Source organism: Cellulomonas sp. JH27-2 (genome assembly GCF_014837175.1).
GTDB lineage: Bacteria > Actinomycetota > Actinomycetes > Actinomycetales > Cellulomonadaceae > Cellulomonas.
The window spans coordinates 68,780-87,820 of sequence record NZ_JACYFR010000001.1 but is presented as its reverse complement, the minus strand read 5'-3'; the positions used below and the strand labels follow the sequence as shown (position 1 = coordinate 87,820).

Genomic DNA, 19,041 nt, shown 5'->3' with positions numbered 1-19,041 from the left:
TACGAGCCGCTGCGTCAGGACGAGCACTTCACCGCGGGCGGCCAGCGGGCGGACGTCGTCGCCGCGCATGACGACGCTCGCCTTCGACGACCTGGGGCTCCACCGCGTCCAGGCCGAGACGCTGCCGGACAACGGGCGCTCGCAGCGCGTGCTCGCGCGCAACGGGTTCGTCCGGTACGGGTTGGCGCCGCAGTACCTCAAGATCGCGGGGCGCTGGCAGGACTTCGAGATGTACCAGCTGCTCAGCCCGCACGAGTGACGCAGCACGACCCAGACCTGCGACGATGGGGGCATGTCGCGCGCCAGCCTGGAGAAGGACCCGCACGAGGTCGCCGCGATGTTCGACGCCGTCGCACATCGCTACGACCTGACCAACGACGTCATCTCGATGGGGCAGGACCGTCGGTGGCGCAAGGCGACGCTGACGGCGCTGGACGCGCAGCGGGGTGAGACCGTGCTGGACCTGGCCGCGGGCACGGGCACGTCGTCCGAGCCGCTCGCGGACGCCGGGGTGCGGGTGATCCCGTGCGACCTGTCCGAGGGGATGCTGGGCGTCGGCAAGCGTCGTCGGCCCGACCTGCCGTTCGTCAACGGTGACGCCCTGCATCTGCCGTTCGCCGACGAGTCGTTCGACGCGGTCACGATGAGCTTCGGGCTGCGCAACGTGAGCGACGTGCCGGCCGCGCTCGCGGAGCTGCTGCGCGTGACGAAGCCCGGCGGGCGGCTGGTCGTCTGCGAGTTCTCGACACCCACGTTCAAGCCGTTCCGCGCCGTCTACAGCAACTACCTGATGCGGGCGCTGCCGCCCGTGGCGCGCGCCGTCTCCAAGGAGCCGGACGCCTACGTCTACCTGGCGGAGTCGATCCGCGAGTGGCCGAACCAGCACCAGCTCGGCGTGATGGTCAAGCGCGCGGGCTGGGGGAGCGTGGCGTACCGGAACCTTTCCGGTGGCATCGTCGCGCTGCACCGGGCGACGCGTCCGTAGCCCTGACGAGAGCCGGCACTCGGGCGACGAGCGGCAAGGGCCGCCGACCCCGGCGCCACGTCGGCCCACGCGTCCGGGGTGTTGCGCAAGCGTGTCGACGCGCAGGTCACAGGGGTACTTTCACCCGGCCCGGCCGATGATCACGGGCCTGCACCCTGCAGGTTAGCCATACCTTCGCAGACAGCCCCAGAAGTCGTGGTTATGCTCGCCAGAGGTCGATAGTGAACAACGTCACAAGTGGGGTCACTGGTGGTGGAAATCGCAGGCGATGACGCGGACGTCATCGTCGTGGGCGCGGGGCCGACGGGTGCCTCCGCCGCGTTCCACTGCGCCTCCGGCGGCCTCGACGTGCTGCTCCTCGACAAGGCGTCCTTCCCGCGCGACAAGATCTGCGGCGACGGCCTGACGCCCCGCGCGGTCGCCGAGCTGGTCCGCATGGGCCTGCCCACGCGCGAGCAGGACGGCTGGATCCGCAACAAGGGCCTTCGGGTCATCGGTGGCGGTCACCGCCTCGAGCTGCCGTGGCCGGAGATCTCCTCGTACCCGTCGTACGGGCTGGCCAAGGCGCGGATGAGCTTCGACCACACGCTCGTCGAGCACGCGCGCGCCGCGGGTGCCAAGGTGCACGAGCGCACCAGCGTGACGGGTCCGGTGCGCGACGAGCGCACCGGGCGGATCCTCGGCGTGGCGGCGCGGCCCGTGGACGACGCAGGCAAGCGAGCGGGCGACGACATCGTCTACCGGGCGCCCGTGGTCATCGCGGCCGACGGCGTGAGCGCGCGCCTCGCCACCGGCATGGGCCTGAAGAAGCGGGACGACCGTCCGATGGGCGTCGCGGTGCGCACCTACTTCCGCACCCCGCGGCACGACGACCCGTGGATGGAGTCGTGGCTCGAGCTGTGGGACGGCGAGCCCGGCCGCTCCAACCTCATGCCGGGCTACGGCTGGATCTTCTCCCTCGGCGACGGGACGGCCAACGTCGGCCTGGGTTCCGTGAGCTCCACGGCCGCCGCGACGAAGGTCGACTACAAGGCGCTGTTCGCGGCGTGGATGAAGAACGCGCCGGCGGAGTGGGAGTTCACCGAGGACAACCAGCTCGCGCCCGTGCGCGGCGCTGCGCTGCCGATGGGCTTCAACCGTGGCCCGCTGTACGGCAACGGGCTGATGCTCGCCGGCGACGCCGCCGGCATGGTGAGCCCGTTCAACGGAGAGGGCATCGCCTACGGCCTGCAGGCCGGCCGCGTCGCCGCCGACGCGATCGCGCAGGGCCTGGCGCGCGGCACGGTCGCCGGGCGGGAGCGGGCCTTCGCCACCTACCAGCGCCGCATGAAGGACGACCTGGGCGGGTACTACACGCTCGGCCGGCTCTTCGTCCGGATCATCGAGCACCCGGAGATCATGAGGATCTGCACGCGGTACGGGCTGCCCCGGCCGCTGCTCATGAAGTTCGTGCTCAAGCTCCTGGCCGACTGCTACGAGCCGCGCGGCGGCGACGTGGTCGACCGGACCATCGCGGCCCTCGCCAGGATCGCACCCGCAGCATGACCCCCCGAAGCTCGACCACGACGAAGTGGAGTGACGCACGATGAGCAACCCGTACGTCCCGCTGCTCATCCTGATGGGCGTCGCGGCGGTGCTCGCACTCGGCGGCGTCGGCACCAGCGCGATCATCGGCCCCCAGCGGTACAACCGCGCCAAGCTCGAGGCGTACGAGTGCGGCATCGAGCCCACGCCGCACGCCATCGGCGGCGGCCGGTTCCCGATCAAGTACTACCTCGTGGCCATGACGTTCATCGTCTTCGACATCGAGGTGGTCTTCCTCTACCCGTGGGCCGTCAGCTTCGCCGACCTGGCGACGTTCGGCCTGCTCGCGATGCTGCTGTTCCTGGTGCTCATCACCATCCCGTTCGTCTACGAGTGGAAGCGGGGCGGTCTGGAATGGGACTGACGCAGGTGTCGAACCGGAAGGAGGCCTGACATGGGCATCGAAGAGGCACCGTCGGGCTTCCTGCTGACGACGATCGAGGACCTGGTCGGCTACTTCCGCAAGGGTTCGCTGTGGCCGGTGACGTTCGGACTCGCGTGCTGCGCGATCGAGATGATGGCCGCCGGCGCGCCGCGCTTCGACCTGTCCCGGTTCGGCATGGAGGTCTTCCGAGCCTCGCCGCGTCAGGCCGACCTGATGATCGTCGCCGGGCGCGTCAGCCAGAAGATGGCGCCCGTCGTGCGGCAGGTCTACGACCAGATGTCCGAGCCCAAGTGGGTGCTGTCGATGGGCGTCTGCGCGAGCTCGGGCGGCATGTTCAACAACTACGCGATCGTGCAGGGCGTCGACCACATCGTGCCCGTCGACATCTACCTGCCCGGCTGCCCGCCGCGGCCGGAGATGCTCATCAACGCGATCCTCACGCTGCACGAGCAGATCCAGAACGAGCCGATGGGCGTCAACCGCCAGGAAGCCGCCGCGGCCGCCGAGGCAGCGGCGCTCGCAGCGACGCCCACCTCGCACATGACGGGCCTGCTGCGATGACGGACGAGAAGCAGGATGCTGCCGCGGCCGTGAAGCCCGGCGACGCGACCACCGACGCGCAGAGCACGAGCAAGGCCGCGCTCGAGGCCGGCTCGCAGACGCCCGGCGACCGCACCGCGTTCGAGGTCGTCGACGTCCGCCGCGGCCTGTTCGGGGTGCACGGCAGCGGGGACACCTCCGGCTACGGCGGGCTCGTCACGACCATCGCGATGCCCGGCCCGTCGCAGCGTCCGTACGGCGGCTGGTTCGACGAGGCCGTCGACGTGCTGGCCGAGATCCTGGGGGAGTCGGGCACCGGGTTCGACGCGGCGGTCGAGTCCGTCGTCGTCGACCGCGGCGAGCTGACCCTGAACGTGGCGCGCGAGCACCTGGTCGAGGTGGTCCAGGCGCTGCGCGACGACCAGGACCTGCGCTTCGAGCTCAGCCTGGGCGTCAGCGGCGTGCACTACCCGCACGAGACGGGCCGCGAGCTGCACGCGGTCTACCACCTGTTCTCGGTGACGCACAGCCGCGCGCTGCGGCTCGAGGTGTCGGTGCCCGACGAGGACCCGCACCTCCCGTCGTCCGTCGGCGTGTACCCGGCCAACGACTGGCACGAGCGCGAGACGTTCGACTTCTTCGGGCTGATCTTCGACGGCCACCCCGGCCTGGCCCGCATCGAGATGCCCGACGACTGGCCCGGGCACCCGCAGCGCAAGGACTACCCCCTGGGTGGCATCCCCGTGGAGTACAAGGGCGCCACCATCCCACCCGCTGACCAGCGGAGGTCCTACTCATGAGCACCACCCACTCGACGGCTCGGATCGTCGACGACGCCGATCTGCCGATGTTCGAGGCCTCGGGCGGCGACTGGTCGCAGATCGCCGAGGAGGCTGCGCGCCTGGGCGAGGAGCGCATCGTCGTCAACATGGGACCGCAGCACCCGTCCACCCACGGTGTGCTGCGCCTGATGCTGGAGATCGACGGCGAGACGGTGACCGAGGCCCGGGCGGGCATCGGCTACCTGCACACCGGCATCGAGAAGAACATGGAGTTCCGCACCTGGACCCAGGGCGTGACGTTCTGCACGCGCATGGACTACGTGGCTCCGCTGTTCCAGGAGGCCGCGTACTGCCTGGCCGTGGAGAAGCTGCTGGGCATCACCGACGACGTCCCCGAGCGCGCGTCGGTGATCCGCGTGCTGATGATGGAGCTGAACCGCATCACGTCGCACCTGGTGTGCCTGGCGACGGGCGGCAACGAGCTGGGCGCCACGACGATCATGACGGTGGGCTTCACGGCCCGCGAGGAGATCCTGCGGATCTTCGAGATGGTCACGGGCCTGCGCATGAACAACGCGTACATCCGCCCCGGCGGTGTCGCACAGGACCTGCCCCCGGGGGCGGTCCGCGCCACGCGCGACGCGCTCGTCGAGGTCAAGCACTACCTGGCCCAGCTCGAGGAGCTGATGCTGGCCAACCCGATCCTGCACCTGCGCCTCAAGGACGTGGGCTACCTCGGCCTGGCCGGCTGCATGGGCCTGGGCATCACCGGGCCGGTCCTGCGCAGCGCCGGGCTCCCGTACGACGTGCGCAAGGCGACGCCGTACTGCGGCTACGAGACGTACGACTTCGAGGTCCCGACGGCCACCGACGCGGACTCGTGGTCGCGCGTGGTGCTGCGGATGGAGGAGATCCACCAGTCCATCCGCATCGTCGAGCAGGCCCTGGAGCGGCTGGAGAAGAACGCCGGACCGGTCATGGTCGAGGACAAGAAGATCGCCTGGCCCGCACAGCTCGCGATCGGCGCCGACGGCATGGGCAACTCCCTGGACCACATCCGCGAGATCATGGGCACCTCGATGGAGGCCCTGATCCACCACTTCAAGCTGGTCACGGAGGGCTTCCGGGTCCCGGCCGGCCAGGTGTTCCAGACGGTCGAGCACCCGCGCGGCGAGCTGGGCGTCCACCTGGTCTCCGACGGCGGCACCAAGCCCTACCGGGCGCACTTCCGCGACCCGAGCTTCAACAACCTGCAGGCAACGTCGATCATGTGCGAGGGCGGGCAGGTGGCCGACGTCGTCGTCGCCGTCGCGTCCCTCGACCCGGTGCTGGGAGGGGTGGACCGCTGATGTCCGTCGAGGCGGGCCGGACACCCGGCCAGACCCACCGCACCGCGTACGACGAGCAGACGCACGCGCGCCTGGCCGCGGACGCCGCGCAGATCATCGCGCGCTACCCCCAGGAGCGCTCGGCGCTGCTGCCGATGCTGCACCTGGTCCAGTCCGAGGACGGCTACGTGAGCCCGCGCGGCATCGCGTTCTGCGCCGCGACGCTCGGGATCAGCACCGCCGAGGTGTCGGCAGTCGCCACGTTCTACACGCAGTACAAGCGCCACCCCAACGGCGAGTACACGGTGGGCGTCTGCACCAACACGCTGTGCGCGATCATGGGCGGCGACGCGATCTGGGAGCACCTGTCCGACGAGCTCGGCATCGGGCACGACGAGACGACGGACGACGGCGCCATCACGCTCGAGCGCATCGAGTGCAACGCTGCCTGCGACTACGCGCCCGTCGTGATGGTCAACTGGGAGTTCTTCGACAACCAGACGCCGGAGTCGGCGGACGAGCTCGTCGGGAAGCTGCGGGCCGGCGAGCCCGTGGCTCCGACGCGCGGGGCGGACAGCGTGTGCTCGTTCAAGCAGATGTCCCGCGTGCTCGCCGGGTTCCCGGACGGGCGGGCCGACGAGGGCGTCGGCGCCGGCGGTCCGACCGTGCGCGGCACCGTGCTGGCGCGCGAGAACGGCTGGGAGGCGCCCGCGTTCCCGGGCGACGAGCCGGCCGAGGAGCCCGTCGAGACGAAGACGGCGTCGTCGTCCGCCGCGGCGTCCGGCGCGACCGCGACGCCGAAGGCCGGGGACGAGCAGTCCAGCGCGGAGCGCCCGGCGGCCACCGCCGCGGACTCGTCGGCCGCGCAGCAGGAGAACAAGCAGGCGTCCGACGAGGCGAAGGAGTCCTGATGGCCACCACGCTCGCACCGGTGCTGACGGCCCACTGGGACGCCGACAGGTCCTGGACGCTGGAGACCTACGAGGCAGGCGGTGGCTACCGCGGCCTGCGGCGCGCCCTGAACATGCAGGCGCCCGACGTCGTGACGATGGTCAAGGACTCGGGCCTGCGCGGTCGCGGCGGGGCCGGCTTCCCGACGGGCATGAAGTGGGGCTTCCTACCCGCGCCCGACGGCGGCCCGCGCTACCTCGTCGTGAACGCCGACGAGTCCGAGCCGGGGACCTGCAAGGACATCCCGCTGATGATGGCGAGCCCGCAGCACCTCATCGAGGGCGTCATCATCACGTCCTACGCCATCGGCTGCCACCACGCCTTCATCTACGTGCGCGGCGAGGTGCTGCACGTCTACCGCCGCCTGCTGCGCGCGGTCGAGGAGGCCCGCGCGGCGGGCTACGTCGGCAGCGACATCCTGGGCTCCGGCTACGACCTGGAGATCACGGTCCACGCCGGCGCGGGTGCGTACATCTGCGGCGAGGAGACCGCGCTGCTCGACTCGCTCGAGGGCCTGCGCGGTCAGCCGCGCCTCAAGCCGCCGTTCCCCGCCGTCGCCGGCCTGTACGCGCGCCCGACGGTGGTCAACAACGTCGAGTCGATCGCCTCGGTGCCCGGCATCGTCGTCGGCGGCGCCGACTGGTTCAAGCAGATGGGCACCGAGCGCTCCACCGGCCACGGTCTGTTCAGCCTCTCGGGCCACGTGACCAACCCGGGCCAGTACGAGGCCCCGCTCGGCATCACGCTGCGCGAGCTCCTCGAGATGGCCGGCGGGATGCGCGGCGGCCGGGCGCTGAAGTTCTGGACGCCCGGCGGCTCGTCGACGCCGATCTTCACGGCCGAGCACCTGGACGTGCCGCTGGACTACGAGTCCGTGGGAGCGGCCGGCTCGATGCTCGGCACGCGCGCGCTGCAGATCTTCGACGAGACCACGTCGGTGGTCCGGGCCGTGACGCGCTGGACCGAGTTCTACAAGCACGAGTCGTGCGGCAAGTGCACGCCGTGCCGCGAGGGCACGTTCTGGCTGGCCCAGGTGCTGCAGCGGATCGAGCGCGGGCAGGGCACGAGCGCCGACATCGACCTGCTGCTCGACCTGTGCGACAACATCCTGGGCCGGGCGTTCTGCGCCCTGGGCGACGGCGCGACGAGCCCGATCACCAGCGCGGTGCAGTACTTCCGGGAGGAGTTCGAGGCGGGTTGCCACACACCGGCCGACGTCCTGTTCCCGCCCGAGCGCAGCGCCCTGTTCGACTACCGGCCGCGCAGCGGCGCCCAGCTGGCGGGAGCACACTGATGACGATCACGTCCGCAGCGCCGACGACGCCGCTGGTCCCGGCTGCTCCGCCGGCCGTCCCGGAGGCACCGGCCGACGAGGTCACGTTCAGCATCGACGGCATCGAGACCTCTGCCCCCAAGGGCACGCTCGTCATCCGCGCCGCTGAGCAGCTCGGCATCCAGATCCCGCGCTTCTGCGACCACCCGCTGCTGGCCCCGGCCGGCGCGTGCCGCCAGTGCTTGGTGGAGGTCTGGGCCCCGGGCCGCGACGGCAAGCTCGCGAAGATGCCCAAGCCGCAGGCGTCCTGCACGCTCGAGGTGATGCCGGGCATGGAGGTCAAGACCCAGCACACGTCGCCCGAGGCCGACAAGGCGCAGCACGGCGTGATGGAGCTGCTGCTCATCAACCATCCGCTCGACTGCCCGGTCTGCGACAAGGGCGGCGAGTGCCCGCTGCAGAACCAGGCCATGAGCAACGGCCGGGCGTCCACCCGGTTCGTCGACGTCAAGCGCACGTTCCCCAAGCCCATCGCGGTCTCCACGCAGATCCTGCTCGACCGTGAGCGGTGCGTGCTGTGCCAGCGCTGCACCCGGTTCTCCGAGGAGATCGCGGGCGACACGTTCATCGACCTGCAGAAGCGCGGCGCCAACCAGCAGATCGGCACCTTCGACCCCGCGGTGCTGGGCATCGAGGGCGATGTGCCGGTCGGTGCGGCGACGACGGACACGACCGGCAAGCCGTTCGCGTCGTACTTCTCCGGCAACACGGTGCAGATCTGCCCGGTGGGCGCGCTGACGTCGGCGGCATACCGGTTCCGCTCGCGACCGTTCGACCTGGTCTCGACGCCCGGCGTCTCCGAGCACGACTCCAACGGCTCCGCGCTGCGCATCGACCACCGCCGCGGTGTGGTGCTGCGCCGGCTGTCCGGCGAGGACCCCGCGGTCAACCAGGAGTGGATCAGCGACAAGGACCGCTTCGCGTTCACGTGGCAGTCGGCCCCCGACCGTCTGACGACGCCGTTGGTCCGCACGCGCAACGCTGACGGCACGCGCGGCCCGCTCGAGCCCACGAGCTGGGTCGAGGCGCTGGGCGCCGCGGCGGCGGGTCTGCGCGCGGCCGGCGCCGTCGGGGTCCTGCCCGGTGGGCGCCTCACGCTCGAGGACGCCTACGCGTACGGCAAGTTCGCGCGCGTCGCACTGGGCACCAACGACGTCGACGGCAGGGCGCGCCCGCACTCCGACGAGGAGGAGGCGTTCCTCGCCCACCGCGTCGCGGGTCGCACGCTCGAGGTCACGTTCGGTGACCTGGACCGGGCACCCGCCGTGCTGCTCGTGGGGCTCGAGCCCGAGGAGGAGGCGGGAGTCCTCTTCCTGCGGCTGCGGCAGGCCGTCGTGCGGCACAAGACGCGCGTCGTCTCCGTCGCGGCGCTGGCCAGCCGGGGCGTCGAGCGTCTGTCGGGCACGTTGCTCGCTGCGGCGCCCGGCACCGAGGCGGAGGTCCTCGACGGCATCGTCGACGGCGCCGCCGACGAGCTGGGCACGACCGCGGAGGCGCTGGCCGCCGACGGCGCCGTGATCCTGGTCGGCGAGCGGCTGGCCGGCGTGGCCGGCGGGTTCACCGCCGTGCTCGCGCTGGCCGAGCGCACCGGTGCGCGGCTGGCCTGGGTCCCGCGCCGGGCGGGGGAGCGTGGCGCGGTCGAGGCCGGCCTGCTGCCGTCGCTGCTGCCGGGCGGTCGCCAGGTCGCCGACGGTGAGGCCCGCGTGGACCTCGCTGCGGTGTGGGACGTCGACAGCCTCCCGGCGGCGCCGGGTCGTAGCACCACGCAGATCATCGCGGGGGCGCGCGACGGCAGCCTCGGCGCCCTCGTCGTCGGCGGACTGGAGCCTTCGGACCTGCCGGACCCGACGCTGGTGCGCGACGCGCTCGATCGCGTGGGCTTCCTGGTCTCGCTCGAGGTGCGTGCCTCCGAGGTGACCGACCGCGCCGACGTGGTGCTGCCGGTCGCCCCGCCGGTCGAGCGCTCCGGCACGTTCGTCACGTGGGAGGGGCGTCCGCGCCCGTTCCCGCAGGCCCTCGCCTCGCACGCGATGCCGGACCACCGGGTGCTGGACAAGCTTGCCGACGAGCTGGGCGTGGTGCTCGGCCTCGCGACGCTGGCCGACGTGCACGCCGAGCTCGACCAGCTCGGCGGCTGGGACGGTGCACGGGTGGCCGCCCCCGCGGTCACGGCCGACGAGCCGCCCGCGGTCGCGCCGGGCACCGCGGTCCTGGCCACCTGGCACCAGCTCCTGGACGCCGGCCGCCTGCAGACGGGCGAGCCCCACCTGGCCGGCACGGCCAAGCGGGCCGTCGCCCGGGTCTCCGCCGCCACCGCGGCCGCGGCCGGTGTCGCCGACGGCGGCGCGCTCGCGGTCAGCACGGACGCGGGCACGATCACGCTGCCCGCGGCGGTCACGGACATGCCGGACCACGTGGTCTGGCTGCCCACCAACGCGCCCGGCAGCGCCGTGCGCGACACCCTGCACGCGGACGCCGGCGACGTCGTCCGGATCGCCGCAGGATCCTCGGAGGTGGTCTGATGCTCACCGCAGCCGTCGCGCCCGTCACGGCCGACTTCAGCCAGGAGACCTGGTGGATCTCGGTCATCAAGGCCGTCGTCCTGGTGGTCTTCCTGCTGACCAGCGTGCTGTTCGCGATCTGGTTCGAGCGCAAGGTCGTCGCACGCATGCAGGTGCGTCCCGGCCCCAACGTGCACGGCCCGTTCGGTCTGCTGCAGTCGCTCGCCGACGCCATGAAGCTCCTGTTCAAGGAGGACATGACCGTCACGGCGGCGGACAAGATCGTCTACTTCGTCGCGCCCATGATCGCGGTGTTCTGCTCGCTGCTGACGTTCGCCGTCATCCCCCTGGGCCCGGTGGTGAACCTGTTCGGCCACCAGACCCCGCTGCAGCTCACCGACTTCCCCGTGGCCGTGCTCTACATCCTGGCCTGCGCGTCCGTGGGCGTGTACGGCATCGTGCTCGGCGGCTGGGCGTCCAACTCCACCTACCCGCTGCTGGGCTCGGTCCGCTCCACGGCCCAGGTCATCAGCTACGAGCTGGCCATGGGCCTGTCGCTGGTCTCGGTGTTCCTTGTGGCGGGCTCGATGTCGACCTCGCAGATCGTCAGCTCGCAGACGCAGATCTGGTGGTTCATCCCGCTGATCCCGGCGTTCGTCATCTACGTCTTCTCGATGGTGGGGGAGACCAACCGCCTGCCCTTCGACCTCCCCGAGGCGGAGGGCGAGCTGGTCTCCGGCTACATGACCGAGTACTCGTCGATGAAGTTCGCCTGGTTCTTCCTGGCCGAGTACATCAACATGCTCAACGTCTCGGCCGTCGCGACCACGCTGTTCCTGGGCGGTTGGCGTGCGCCGTGGCCGATCTCCGCGATCAACGACGGGATGTTCAACCACGGCTGGTGGCCCGTGCTGTGGTTCCTGGTCAAGCTCTGGGCCGTCATGTTCTTCTTCGTCTGGGTCCGCGGCTCGGTGCTGCGGTTCCGGTACGACCAGTTCATGAAGCTGGGCTGGAAAGTGCTCATCCCCGCGGCGCTCGGTTGGCTCGTGCTCGTCGCGCTGGTGCAGGGCATGCGCAAGTTCTGGGAGATCGACCGCAGCGTGCTGTTCGGCGCCGCCGGCGTGCTGGTGGTGTTCATCGTCATCACGGCGTTCCTGCCCGAGCGCAAGAAGCCCGAACCCCCACCCCCGGCGAAGCCCGAGCCGTTCGACGCGTTCGCCGGTGGCTACCCCGTGCCGCCGCTGCCCGGCCAGGTGCTGCCCCCGTCGCCGCGCCGCGACCGTCAGCGGGCCTCCGTCGGCGCGCAGGCGCAGGTCGCCTCCAGCCCGGACGCCCCCAGCGAGACCGACCCCACCACCCCGGAGGTGCACGGTGGCTGAGCCGCGCAAGAACCCCCCTGCGTCCGGCGGCTCCGGCAAGCCGCCGGCGAAGCCTGCCCGCCCGGCGGCCTCGTCGGGCGCCCGGCCGCAGACGAAGGCCGTGGCGCGCCCCGCCGCCAAGCCGGCACCGAAGCCGAAGACCGAGGTCGAGCGTCGCTCGCCCGTCGGTGACGTCGGCGCGCCCGACAGCTACACGCCGCTCATGCAGCCCGGCTCGGGCATCAAGGGTCTGCTCGCCCCGGTGGGCGGGTTCGGCGTGACGCTGTCCAACATGTTCCGCAAGACGGTCACCGAGGAGTACCCGTCGGAGAAGGTGCCGGCCAAGCCGCGCTACCACGGCCGCCACCAGCTCAACCGGTACGCGGACGGCCTGGAGAAGTGCATCGGCTGCGAGCTGTGCGCGTGGGCGTGCCCGGCCGACGCCATCTACGTCGAGGGTGCCGACAACACACCCGACAACCAGCGCTCGCCCGGCGAGCGGTTCGGCGCGGTCTACCAGATCAACTACCTGCGCTGCATCTTCTGCGGCCTGTGCATCGAGGCCTGCCCGACGCGGGCCCTGACGATGACCAACGAGTACGAGCTGGCCGGGCCGACCCGCGCGGGCATGATCTGGGAGAAGCAGGACCTGCTTGCCCCCCTGCGCGAGGGGATGCTGGCCGCGCCGCACCCGATGGTCGAGGGCACCACGGACACCGAGTACTACCGCGGCGAGGTCACGCACGCGACGGACGCCCAGCGGGCGTGGGTGCGCGAGCACCGGCCCGACGACCCGACGCTGCCGGAGGGCGACGGCATCGCCGCCGCCAACGAGGCGGCGCAGGGCGAGACAGCGGCCGAGATGGCCCGCCTGGTGGCCGGCGCGAACAAGCAGGGCAGCCGATGAGCGCGCTGGCGGCAGTTCCTGCTGCGCTTCCCGCGACGCTCGCGTCCACCGGACAGACGTCCGGCGGCGAGGAGGCCCTGTTCTGGATCCTGGCGCCGATCATGGTGATCGCGGCGCTCGGCCTGCTGTTCGCCCGCAAGTCGGTGCACGCGGCGCTCTGCCTGGTCGTGGTGATGATCTCGCTCGCGTTCATCTACGTCGCGCAGGGGGCGGTGTTCCTGGGCGTCGTCCAGGTGGTCGTCTACACCGGCGCGATCATGATGCTGTTCCTGTTCGTCCTCATGCTGGTGGGCGTCGACTCGGCCGACTCGCTCGTCGAGACGATCCGCGGCCAGCGCTGGATCGGCTGGCTCGCGGGGCTCGGGCTCGTCGCCGTCGTCGTCGGCGTGATCGGGACCGCGGTCTACCCGAACCCGGTGGGTGTCGAGGAGGCCAACGAGGCGTCCAACCCCGTCGGCATCGCCCACGCGATCTTCGCCGACCACGTGTTCGCGATGGAGGTCGTCGGCTCGCTGCTCGTGACTGCCGCGCTCGGCGCGCTCGTCCTGACGCACCGTCGTCGCCTGACCACCAAGCGGGACCAGAAGCAGCTCGCCGACCTGCGCGTCGCGGGTGGTCACCACCTGGCGCCGCTGCCGGCGCCCGGTGTCTACGCGCGGCACAACGCGATGGACGTCCCGGCGCTCGACCCGTTCGGCAACCCGATCGAGTCGTCCGTGCCCCGCGTGCTGCGCGTGCGCGGCCAGGAGGCCGACGCCTCCGAGTACGCGGCGCGCATCGACCGCGTCCTGGCCGGGAGGTCGGCGACCGAACCGCCGGCCGGGCCGGACGTGGAAGGGGAGGACGACAAGTGAGCCTGACCCACTACCTGGTGCTGTCGGGGATCCTGTTCTCGATCGGCGCGGCCACGGTGCTGCTGCGGCGCAACGCCATCATCGTCTTCATGGGCGTCGAGCTCATGCTCAACGCGTCCAACCTGCTGCTGGTGACGTTCTCCCGGCTGCACGGGACGCTGGACGGACAGGTCATGGCGTTCTTCGTCATGGTCGTCGCGGCGGCGGAGGTGGTCGTCGGGCTGGCGATCATCGTGGCCATCTTCCGGACCCGACGCTCGGCCTCGGTCGACGACATCAACCTGCTGAAGAGCTGAGGGGCGGATCGTGCACACCCTGACGTCCTGGGCGACGAGCGTGCCCTTCACCGACATCGCGCCCGTCGCGGCCGAACCCGTCAAGCACGGCATCTACGCCGTGGCGCCCCTGCTCGTGGGCCTGCCGCTGGCGTCCGCGGCGGTCCTGCTGCTGGCCGGGCGGCGGTCGGACAAGTGGGGACACTGGCTGGGCGTGCTCGCCTCGGCCGGTGCCTTCGTCATCGGCCTCATCACGTTCCTGCACCTGCTGGGCCGCGACGCGAGCAGCCGCATCCTCGACGTTCACCTGGGTACGTGGATCGACGCGGGCGCGTTCCACGTGGACGCCGGCATGCGGCTGGACCCGCTGTCGATGACGTTCGTGCTGCTGGTGACGTTCGTCGGCACGTTGATCCACGTCTACTCCGTGGCGTACATGGAGCACGACCGCGACCGGCGCCGGTTCTTCGCGTACCTCAACCTGTTCGTCGCCGCGATGCTCATCTTGGTGCTCGCGGACAGCTACCTGCTGCTGTTCGTCGGCTGGGAGGGTGTCGGTCTGGCGTCCTACCTGCTCATCGGCTTCTGGAACCAGCGCACGCCGTACGCGGTGGCGGCCAAGAAGGCGTTCGTCGCCAACCGCGTCGGCGACATCGGGCTCATCGTGGCCCTCGGGCTCATGTTCTCGACGTTCGGCGGGGTCGACTTCGACACCGTCCTGAACCACGACATGAGCGGCGTGTCACAGGCCACGCTCACCGGCATCGGGCTCATGCTGCTGCTGGCTGCCTGCGGCAAGTCGGCGCAGTTCCCGCTGCAGTCCTGGCTCGGTGACGCGATGGCCGGCCCGACGCCCGTCTCGGCGCTCATCCACGCCGCGACCATGGTCACCGCCGGCGTCTACCTGATCGTGCGCTCGTCGACGCTGTTCGACGCGGCACCCACGGCACAGCTCGTCGTCGTGATCGTCGGCGCCATCACGCTGCTGTTCGGGGCGATCGTCGGCTGCGCCAAGGACGACCTGAAGAAGGCGCTCGCCGCCTCGACGATGTCGCAGATCGGCTACATGATCCTGGCCGCGGGCCTGGGCCCGGTGGGGTACGCGTTCGCGATCTTCCACCTGGTGACGCACGGCTTCTTCAAGGCCGGCATGTTCCTGGGCGCCGGATCCGTGATGCACGGCATGGACGACCAGGTGGACATGCGCCGGTTCGGCGGCCTGGCTCGCTACATGAAGATCACCTACGTGACCTTCGGGCTCGGCTGGCTCGCGATCCTGGGCATCCCGCCGTTCTCCGGCTACTGGTCGAAGGACAAGATCATCGAGGCCGCGTTCATCCCCACGGACGGGCACACCTGGCGCGCCTGGGTCTTCGGCATGGTGGCGTTGCTCGGCGCCGGGATCACCGCGTTCTACATGTCGCGCCTGTTCTTCATGACGTTCGAGGGCGAGCGCCGCTGGTCGACGAAGGCCGACGGCAGCGAGCAGCACCCGCACGAGAGCCCGGCGCTCATGACGTGGCCGATGATCATCCTGGCCGTGGGCTCGGCCGGGCTCGGCATGGTGCTGGGGATCGGCAACCGGTTCGTCGACTGGCTCGCCCCGGTCACCGGGCACACCGAGCACGGCGAGCCCGTGATCCAGCCCGTCGTGCTGGTGATCCTGACCCTGGTGCTCGTCGTCGCCGGCGCCGTCCTGGCCTGGCGGCGGTACGCGATCTCGACCGTGCCCGTCGTCCCGCCGCTCGGCACCGCGCTGACCCGCGCGGCCCGCGTGGACCTCTACCAGGACGTCGTCAACGACGCGCTGCTGGTGGAGCCCGGGCAGCACCTCACCCGTTCGCTGGTCTACACCGACAAGGCGGTCGTCGACGGCGCCGCGGTCGGTGTGGGCCAGACGGCCGTCGGACTCGGCGGCCTGCTCCGCAAGACCCAGACCGGTTACGTGCGTTCCTACGCCGCGACCATGCTCGTCAGTCTGGTCGTCCTCGTCGTCGTCGTCCTGGTCATCCAGAGCTGAGGAGCGCACAACACGATGTCCTCCGACTTCCCCTGGCTGACTGCCCTGATCGTCGTCCCCCTGGTGGGGGCCGCGGTCCTGTGGCTGATGCCCGCCGGAGCCCGCCGCCGCACACGTGCCGTCGCGCTGACCGTCGCCCTCGTCGAGGTCGCGATCGGCGTCGCCACCCTCTCCGCGTTCGACACCGGCGACGCCGGCGTCCAGCTCAAGGAGACCCACCAGTGGATCCCGTCGCTCGGGGTCTCCTACGCGGTGGGCGTCGACGGCGTCGGGATCGCGCTGATCCTCATGTCGATCGCCCTGGTGCCGCTCGTGATCCTGGCGGGCTGGCGCGAGCAGGGTTCCGACGACGCGCCCACCGACCGCCTGCGGCACTTCCTGGCGCTCACGCTCGTGCTCGAGGCCTTCATCGTCGCGGTGTTCGCCGCGCGGGACGTGTTCTTCTTCTACGTCCTGTTCGAGGCGATGCTGATCCCCGTCTACTTCCTCATCGGCGCCTTCGGCGGCGCCCAGCGGCGGTACGCGGCGATCAAGTTCCTCATCTACTCGCTCACCGGCGGCCTCATCATGCTGGTGGCCGTCATCGGGCTGTACCTGCAGGGTCCCGGAGGCAAGGACGGCTTCCTGACCGACAACCTCACCGGCCTGACCATGGACCCGACGCTGGAGAAGTGGCTGTTCGCCGGCTTCTTCCTGGCGTTCGCGATCAAGGCGCCCATGTTCCCGGTGCACACCTGGCTGCCCGACGCAGCGCAGAACGCGACGCCCGGGACGTCCACGCTGCTCGTCGGCGTGCTGGACAAGGTCGGCACGTTCGGCATGCTCACACTGTGCCTGCCGCTGTTCCCGGCGGCCTCGCGGTGGGCGGCCCCGTTCGTCATCGTGCTCGCGGTGATCTCGATCATCTACGGCGCGCTGCTGGCGATCGGGCAGAAGGACCTCATGCGGCTCATCGCCTACACGTCGGTGTCGCACTTCGGGTTCATCGTGCTGGGCATCTTCGCGTTCACGTCCACGTCGGTGGCCGGCTCGTCGTTCTACATGGTCAACCACGGGCTCTCGACCGGTGCCCTGTTCCTCATCGCGGGCTACCTGGTGGCCCGACGAGGGTCGCAGGACATCGCCGACTTCGGCGGACTGCAGCGCGTGGTGCCCGTGATGGCCGGGACGTTCCTGGTGGCCGGCCTGTCCGCGCTGTCGCTGCCCGGCCTGTCGACGTTCGTCTCGGAGTTCCTGGTGCTCGTCGGCTCGTTCGCCCGGCACCCTGCCGCGGCGATCGTCGCCTCGACGGGCGTGGTCCTCGCCGCCGTCTACGTGTTGTGGACCTACCAGCGCATCTTCACCGGGCCGGTCAAGGACGGTCTGGAGACGATGCCCGACCTGCGTCCGCGCGAGACCTGGGCGATCGCACCCCTGCTCGCCGCCATGATCGTGCTGGGCTTCGTGCCCGGTCCGGCCCTCGACCTGGTCCGCCCGCCGGCCTCGGTCACCCTGGAGCAGGTGGGCGTCACCGACCTACCGGCCGCCGCTGAAGGGAGCAACCCGTGACGTTCACGGCCCCCCAGGTCGACTGGGCGCACCTGAGCCCCGTCCTCGTCGTGCTCGGCGCGGCCGCGATCGGCGTGCTGCTCGAGGCGTTCGTCCCCGAGCGCCGCCGTCGGGTCGTCCAGCTCGCGTTCTCGCTGGCAGCGCTCGCGGGTGCGGTCCTGGCGGTTGCGCTGCTCTGGAACGGCGTCAAGCGCACGGGCGGCGTGCGGGTGCTCGGCGACTCGCTCGTCGTCGACGGCCCGACGCTCGTCCTGCAGGGCACGATCGCGCTCCTCGCGATCGTCGCGCTGCTGACCGTCGCCGACCGCACCAGCACGGGTGAGGACGCCTTCGCGCCCACCGCCGCCGCGGTGCCCGGGTCGGACTACGAGGAGCTGGCGCGCCGCCGCGGGCTGCAGCAGACCGAGGTCTACCCGCTGGTCCTGTTCGCCACCGGAGGCATGCTCGTCTTCCCCGCAGCAGGTGACTTCCTCACGCTCTTCGTCGCGCTCGAGGTCCTGTCCCTGCCGCTCTACCTGCTCACAGGTCTGGCCCGTCGCCGTCGCCTGCTCTCGCAGGAGGCGGCCATGAAGTACTTCCTGCTCGGTGCGTTCGCCTCGGCGCTCATGCTCTTCGGCATCGGGCTGCTCTACGGCTACAGCGGCTCGCTCACCTACGCGCGGATCACCACCGCCGTCGCCACGCCGACCGGCACCGACTCCCTGCTGCTCGTGGGCTCCGTCCTGGTCCTGGCCGGTCTGCTGTTCAAGCTCGGTGCGGTGCCGTTCCACAGCTGGACGCCCGACGTCTACCAGGGGGCCCCGACGCCGATCACCGGGTTCATGGCGGCCTGCACCAAGGTCGCCGCCTTCGGTGCGCTGCTGCGGGTCTGGTACACGGTCATGCCCGGGCTGAAGTGGGACCTCGACGTCGTCCTGTGGATCGTGACGATCGCGACGATGGTCGTCGGGACCGTCATCGCCATGACGCAGACCGACATGAAGCGGCTGCTCGCGTACTCGTCGGTCGCGCACGCCGGGTTCATCCTCACCGGCATCGTCGCGCTCGACGCGCAGGGCGTCTCGGCCGTGCTGTTCTACCTGCTCGTCTACGGCGCCGCCACGATCGGCGCGTTCGGCGTGGTGTGGCTGGTGCGCGAGCGGGACGCCGACGGCATCGTGCTCGGCGAGGCGACGCACCTGTCGCAGTGGGCCGGCATCGGCCGCCGGCACCCGTGGCTCGCGGGGTCGTTCGCGCTGTTCCTGTTCTCGTTCGCGGGCATCCCGCTCACGGCCGGCTTCATCGGGAAGTTCGGCGTGTTCTCCGCGGCGGTCGACGGCGGCGCGTGGCCGCTGGCCCTGCTCGGCGTGCTCGCGTCGGCGGGCGCCGCGTTCTTCTACGTGCGCATCGTCGTGCTGATGTTCTTCAGCGACGCACCGGCGGACCAGACGGCCGACGAGGCCGACGACGCCGCCGCCGCTGCTCCGGTCGAGGCAGGCGACGACGTTCCGGTGGACGCCGACGGCGGTGCCGTCGCGACGCTCGTCGCGCAGCGCGCACCGTCCGTCACCACCACGGTGGTCGGGACCGAGGGCTTCGCGACGGTCGCGATCGCGGTGTGTGCGGCGGTCACGCTGGTGCTCGGCGTGTTCCCGACGCCGGTGCTCGACGCGATCTCGCACATGTCGACGTTCCTGCCGTGACGCCCGTC

At 71.0% G+C, this 19,041-nt stretch carries 17 protein-coding genes; all 17 read left to right on the top strand.

The window, feature by feature from the left end; genetic code table 11:
• The first annotated feature begins 67 nt into the window (after positions 1-67).
• The 17 genes from IC607_RS17195 to nuoN all read left to right on the top strand — a co-directional run bounded on the left by IC607_RS17195 (position 68) and on the right by nuoN (position 19,033).
• Positions 68-259, top strand: coding sequence for a GNAT family N-acetyltransferase (locus IC607_RS17195; RefSeq protein ID WP_225224275.1), 192 nt, complete (start codon positions 68-70; stop codon positions 257-259).
• A 33-nt stretch (positions 260-292) separates the two neighbouring features.
• On the top strand, positions 293-985 hold the full coding sequence (locus IC607_RS00480; protein ID WP_191785044.1) for a demethylmenaquinone methyltransferase: 693 nt from the start codon (positions 293-295) through the stop codon (positions 983-985).
• 252 nt (positions 986-1,237) lie between these two features.
• Complete coding sequence (locus IC607_RS00475; RefSeq protein WP_191785043.1) at positions 1,238-2,530, top strand: geranylgeranyl reductase family protein; 1,293 nt, start codon at positions 1,238-1,240, stop codon at positions 2,528-2,530.
• A 40-nt stretch (positions 2,531-2,570) separates the two neighbouring features.
• Positions 2,571-2,933 (top strand): NADH-quinone oxidoreductase subunit A, encoded by a 363-nt coding sequence (locus IC607_RS00470; protein WP_191785042.1) that lies wholly within the window; start codon positions 2,571-2,573, stop codon positions 2,931-2,933.
• Between the two features lie 30 nt (positions 2,934-2,963).
• Positions 2,964-3,515, top strand: coding sequence for an NADH-quinone oxidoreductase subunit B family protein (locus IC607_RS00465; RefSeq protein WP_191785041.1), 552 nt, complete (start codon positions 2,964-2,966; stop codon positions 3,513-3,515).
• Complete coding sequence (locus IC607_RS00460) at positions 3,512-4,294, top strand: NADH-quinone oxidoreductase subunit C (protein WP_191785040.1); 783 nt, start codon at positions 3,512-3,514, stop codon at positions 4,292-4,294. Before IC607_RS00465 ends, IC607_RS00460 begins: the two co-directional genes overlap by 4 nt.
• Positions 4,291-5,625, top strand: coding sequence for an NADH-quinone oxidoreductase subunit D (locus tag IC607_RS00455; RefSeq protein ID WP_191785039.1), 1,335 nt, complete (start codon positions 4,291-4,293; stop codon positions 5,623-5,625). The genes IC607_RS00460 and IC607_RS00455 overlap by 4 nt, the downstream gene beginning before the upstream one ends.
• The gene (gene nuoE / locus IC607_RS00450) at positions 5,625-6,515 is read left to right on the top strand and encodes an NADH-quinone oxidoreductase subunit NuoE (protein WP_191785038.1); all 891 of its coding nucleotides are present in this window, start codon (positions 5,625-5,627) and stop codon (positions 6,513-6,515) included. The genes IC607_RS00455 and nuoE overlap by 1 nt, the downstream gene beginning before the upstream one ends.
• On the top strand, positions 6,515-7,849 hold the full coding sequence (gene nuoF / locus IC607_RS00445) for an NADH-quinone oxidoreductase subunit NuoF (protein ID WP_191785037.1): 1,335 nt from the start codon (positions 6,515-6,517) through the stop codon (positions 7,847-7,849). Before nuoE ends, nuoF begins: the two co-directional genes overlap by 1 nt.
• Entirely contained in the window at positions 7,849-10,410 is a 2,562-nt protein-coding gene (locus IC607_RS00440) for an NADH-quinone oxidoreductase subunit G (protein WP_191785036.1), read from the top strand. Before nuoF ends, IC607_RS00440 begins: the two co-directional genes overlap by 1 nt.
• On the top strand, positions 10,410-11,768 hold the full coding sequence (gene nuoH, locus IC607_RS00435) for an NADH-quinone oxidoreductase subunit NuoH (protein ID WP_191785035.1): 1,359 nt from the start codon (positions 10,410-10,412) through the stop codon (positions 11,766-11,768). Before IC607_RS00440 ends, nuoH begins: the two co-directional genes overlap by 1 nt.
• Positions 11,761-12,654, top strand: a complete 894-nt coding sequence (gene nuoI / locus IC607_RS00430) for an NADH-quinone oxidoreductase subunit NuoI (protein WP_370525925.1) — start codon at positions 11,761-11,763, stop codon at positions 12,652-12,654. Before nuoH ends, nuoI begins: the two co-directional genes overlap by 8 nt.
• A complete protein-coding gene (locus IC607_RS00425) occupies positions 12,651-13,508 on the top strand; it encodes an NADH-quinone oxidoreductase subunit J (RefSeq protein WP_191785034.1) in 858 nt (285 codons plus the stop codon). Before nuoI ends, IC607_RS00425 begins: the two co-directional genes overlap by 4 nt.
• Complete coding sequence (gene nuoK, locus IC607_RS00420) at positions 13,505-13,804, top strand: NADH-quinone oxidoreductase subunit NuoK (RefSeq protein ID WP_191785033.1); 300 nt, start codon at positions 13,505-13,507, stop codon at positions 13,802-13,804. The genes IC607_RS00425 and nuoK overlap by 4 nt, the downstream gene beginning before the upstream one ends.
• Before the next feature lie 10 nt (positions 13,805-13,814).
• A complete protein-coding gene (nuoL, locus tag IC607_RS00415) occupies positions 13,815-15,803 on the top strand; it encodes an NADH-quinone oxidoreductase subunit L (RefSeq protein WP_191785032.1) in 1,989 nt (662 codons plus the stop codon).
• Between the two features lie 15 nt (positions 15,804-15,818).
• Positions 15,819-17,351 carry an NADH-quinone oxidoreductase subunit M gene (locus IC607_RS00410; RefSeq protein WP_191785031.1) on the top strand — a complete coding sequence of 511 codons (1,533 nt, stop codon included), beginning with the start codon at positions 15,819-15,821 and terminating at the stop codon, positions 17,349-17,351.
• Positions 17,348-19,033, top strand: a complete 1,686-nt coding sequence (nuoN, locus tag IC607_RS00405; protein ID WP_191785030.1) for an NADH-quinone oxidoreductase subunit NuoN — start codon at positions 17,348-17,350, stop codon at positions 19,031-19,033. The genes IC607_RS00410 and nuoN overlap by 4 nt, the downstream gene beginning before the upstream one ends.
• Positions 19,034-19,041: the final 8 nt, after the last annotated feature.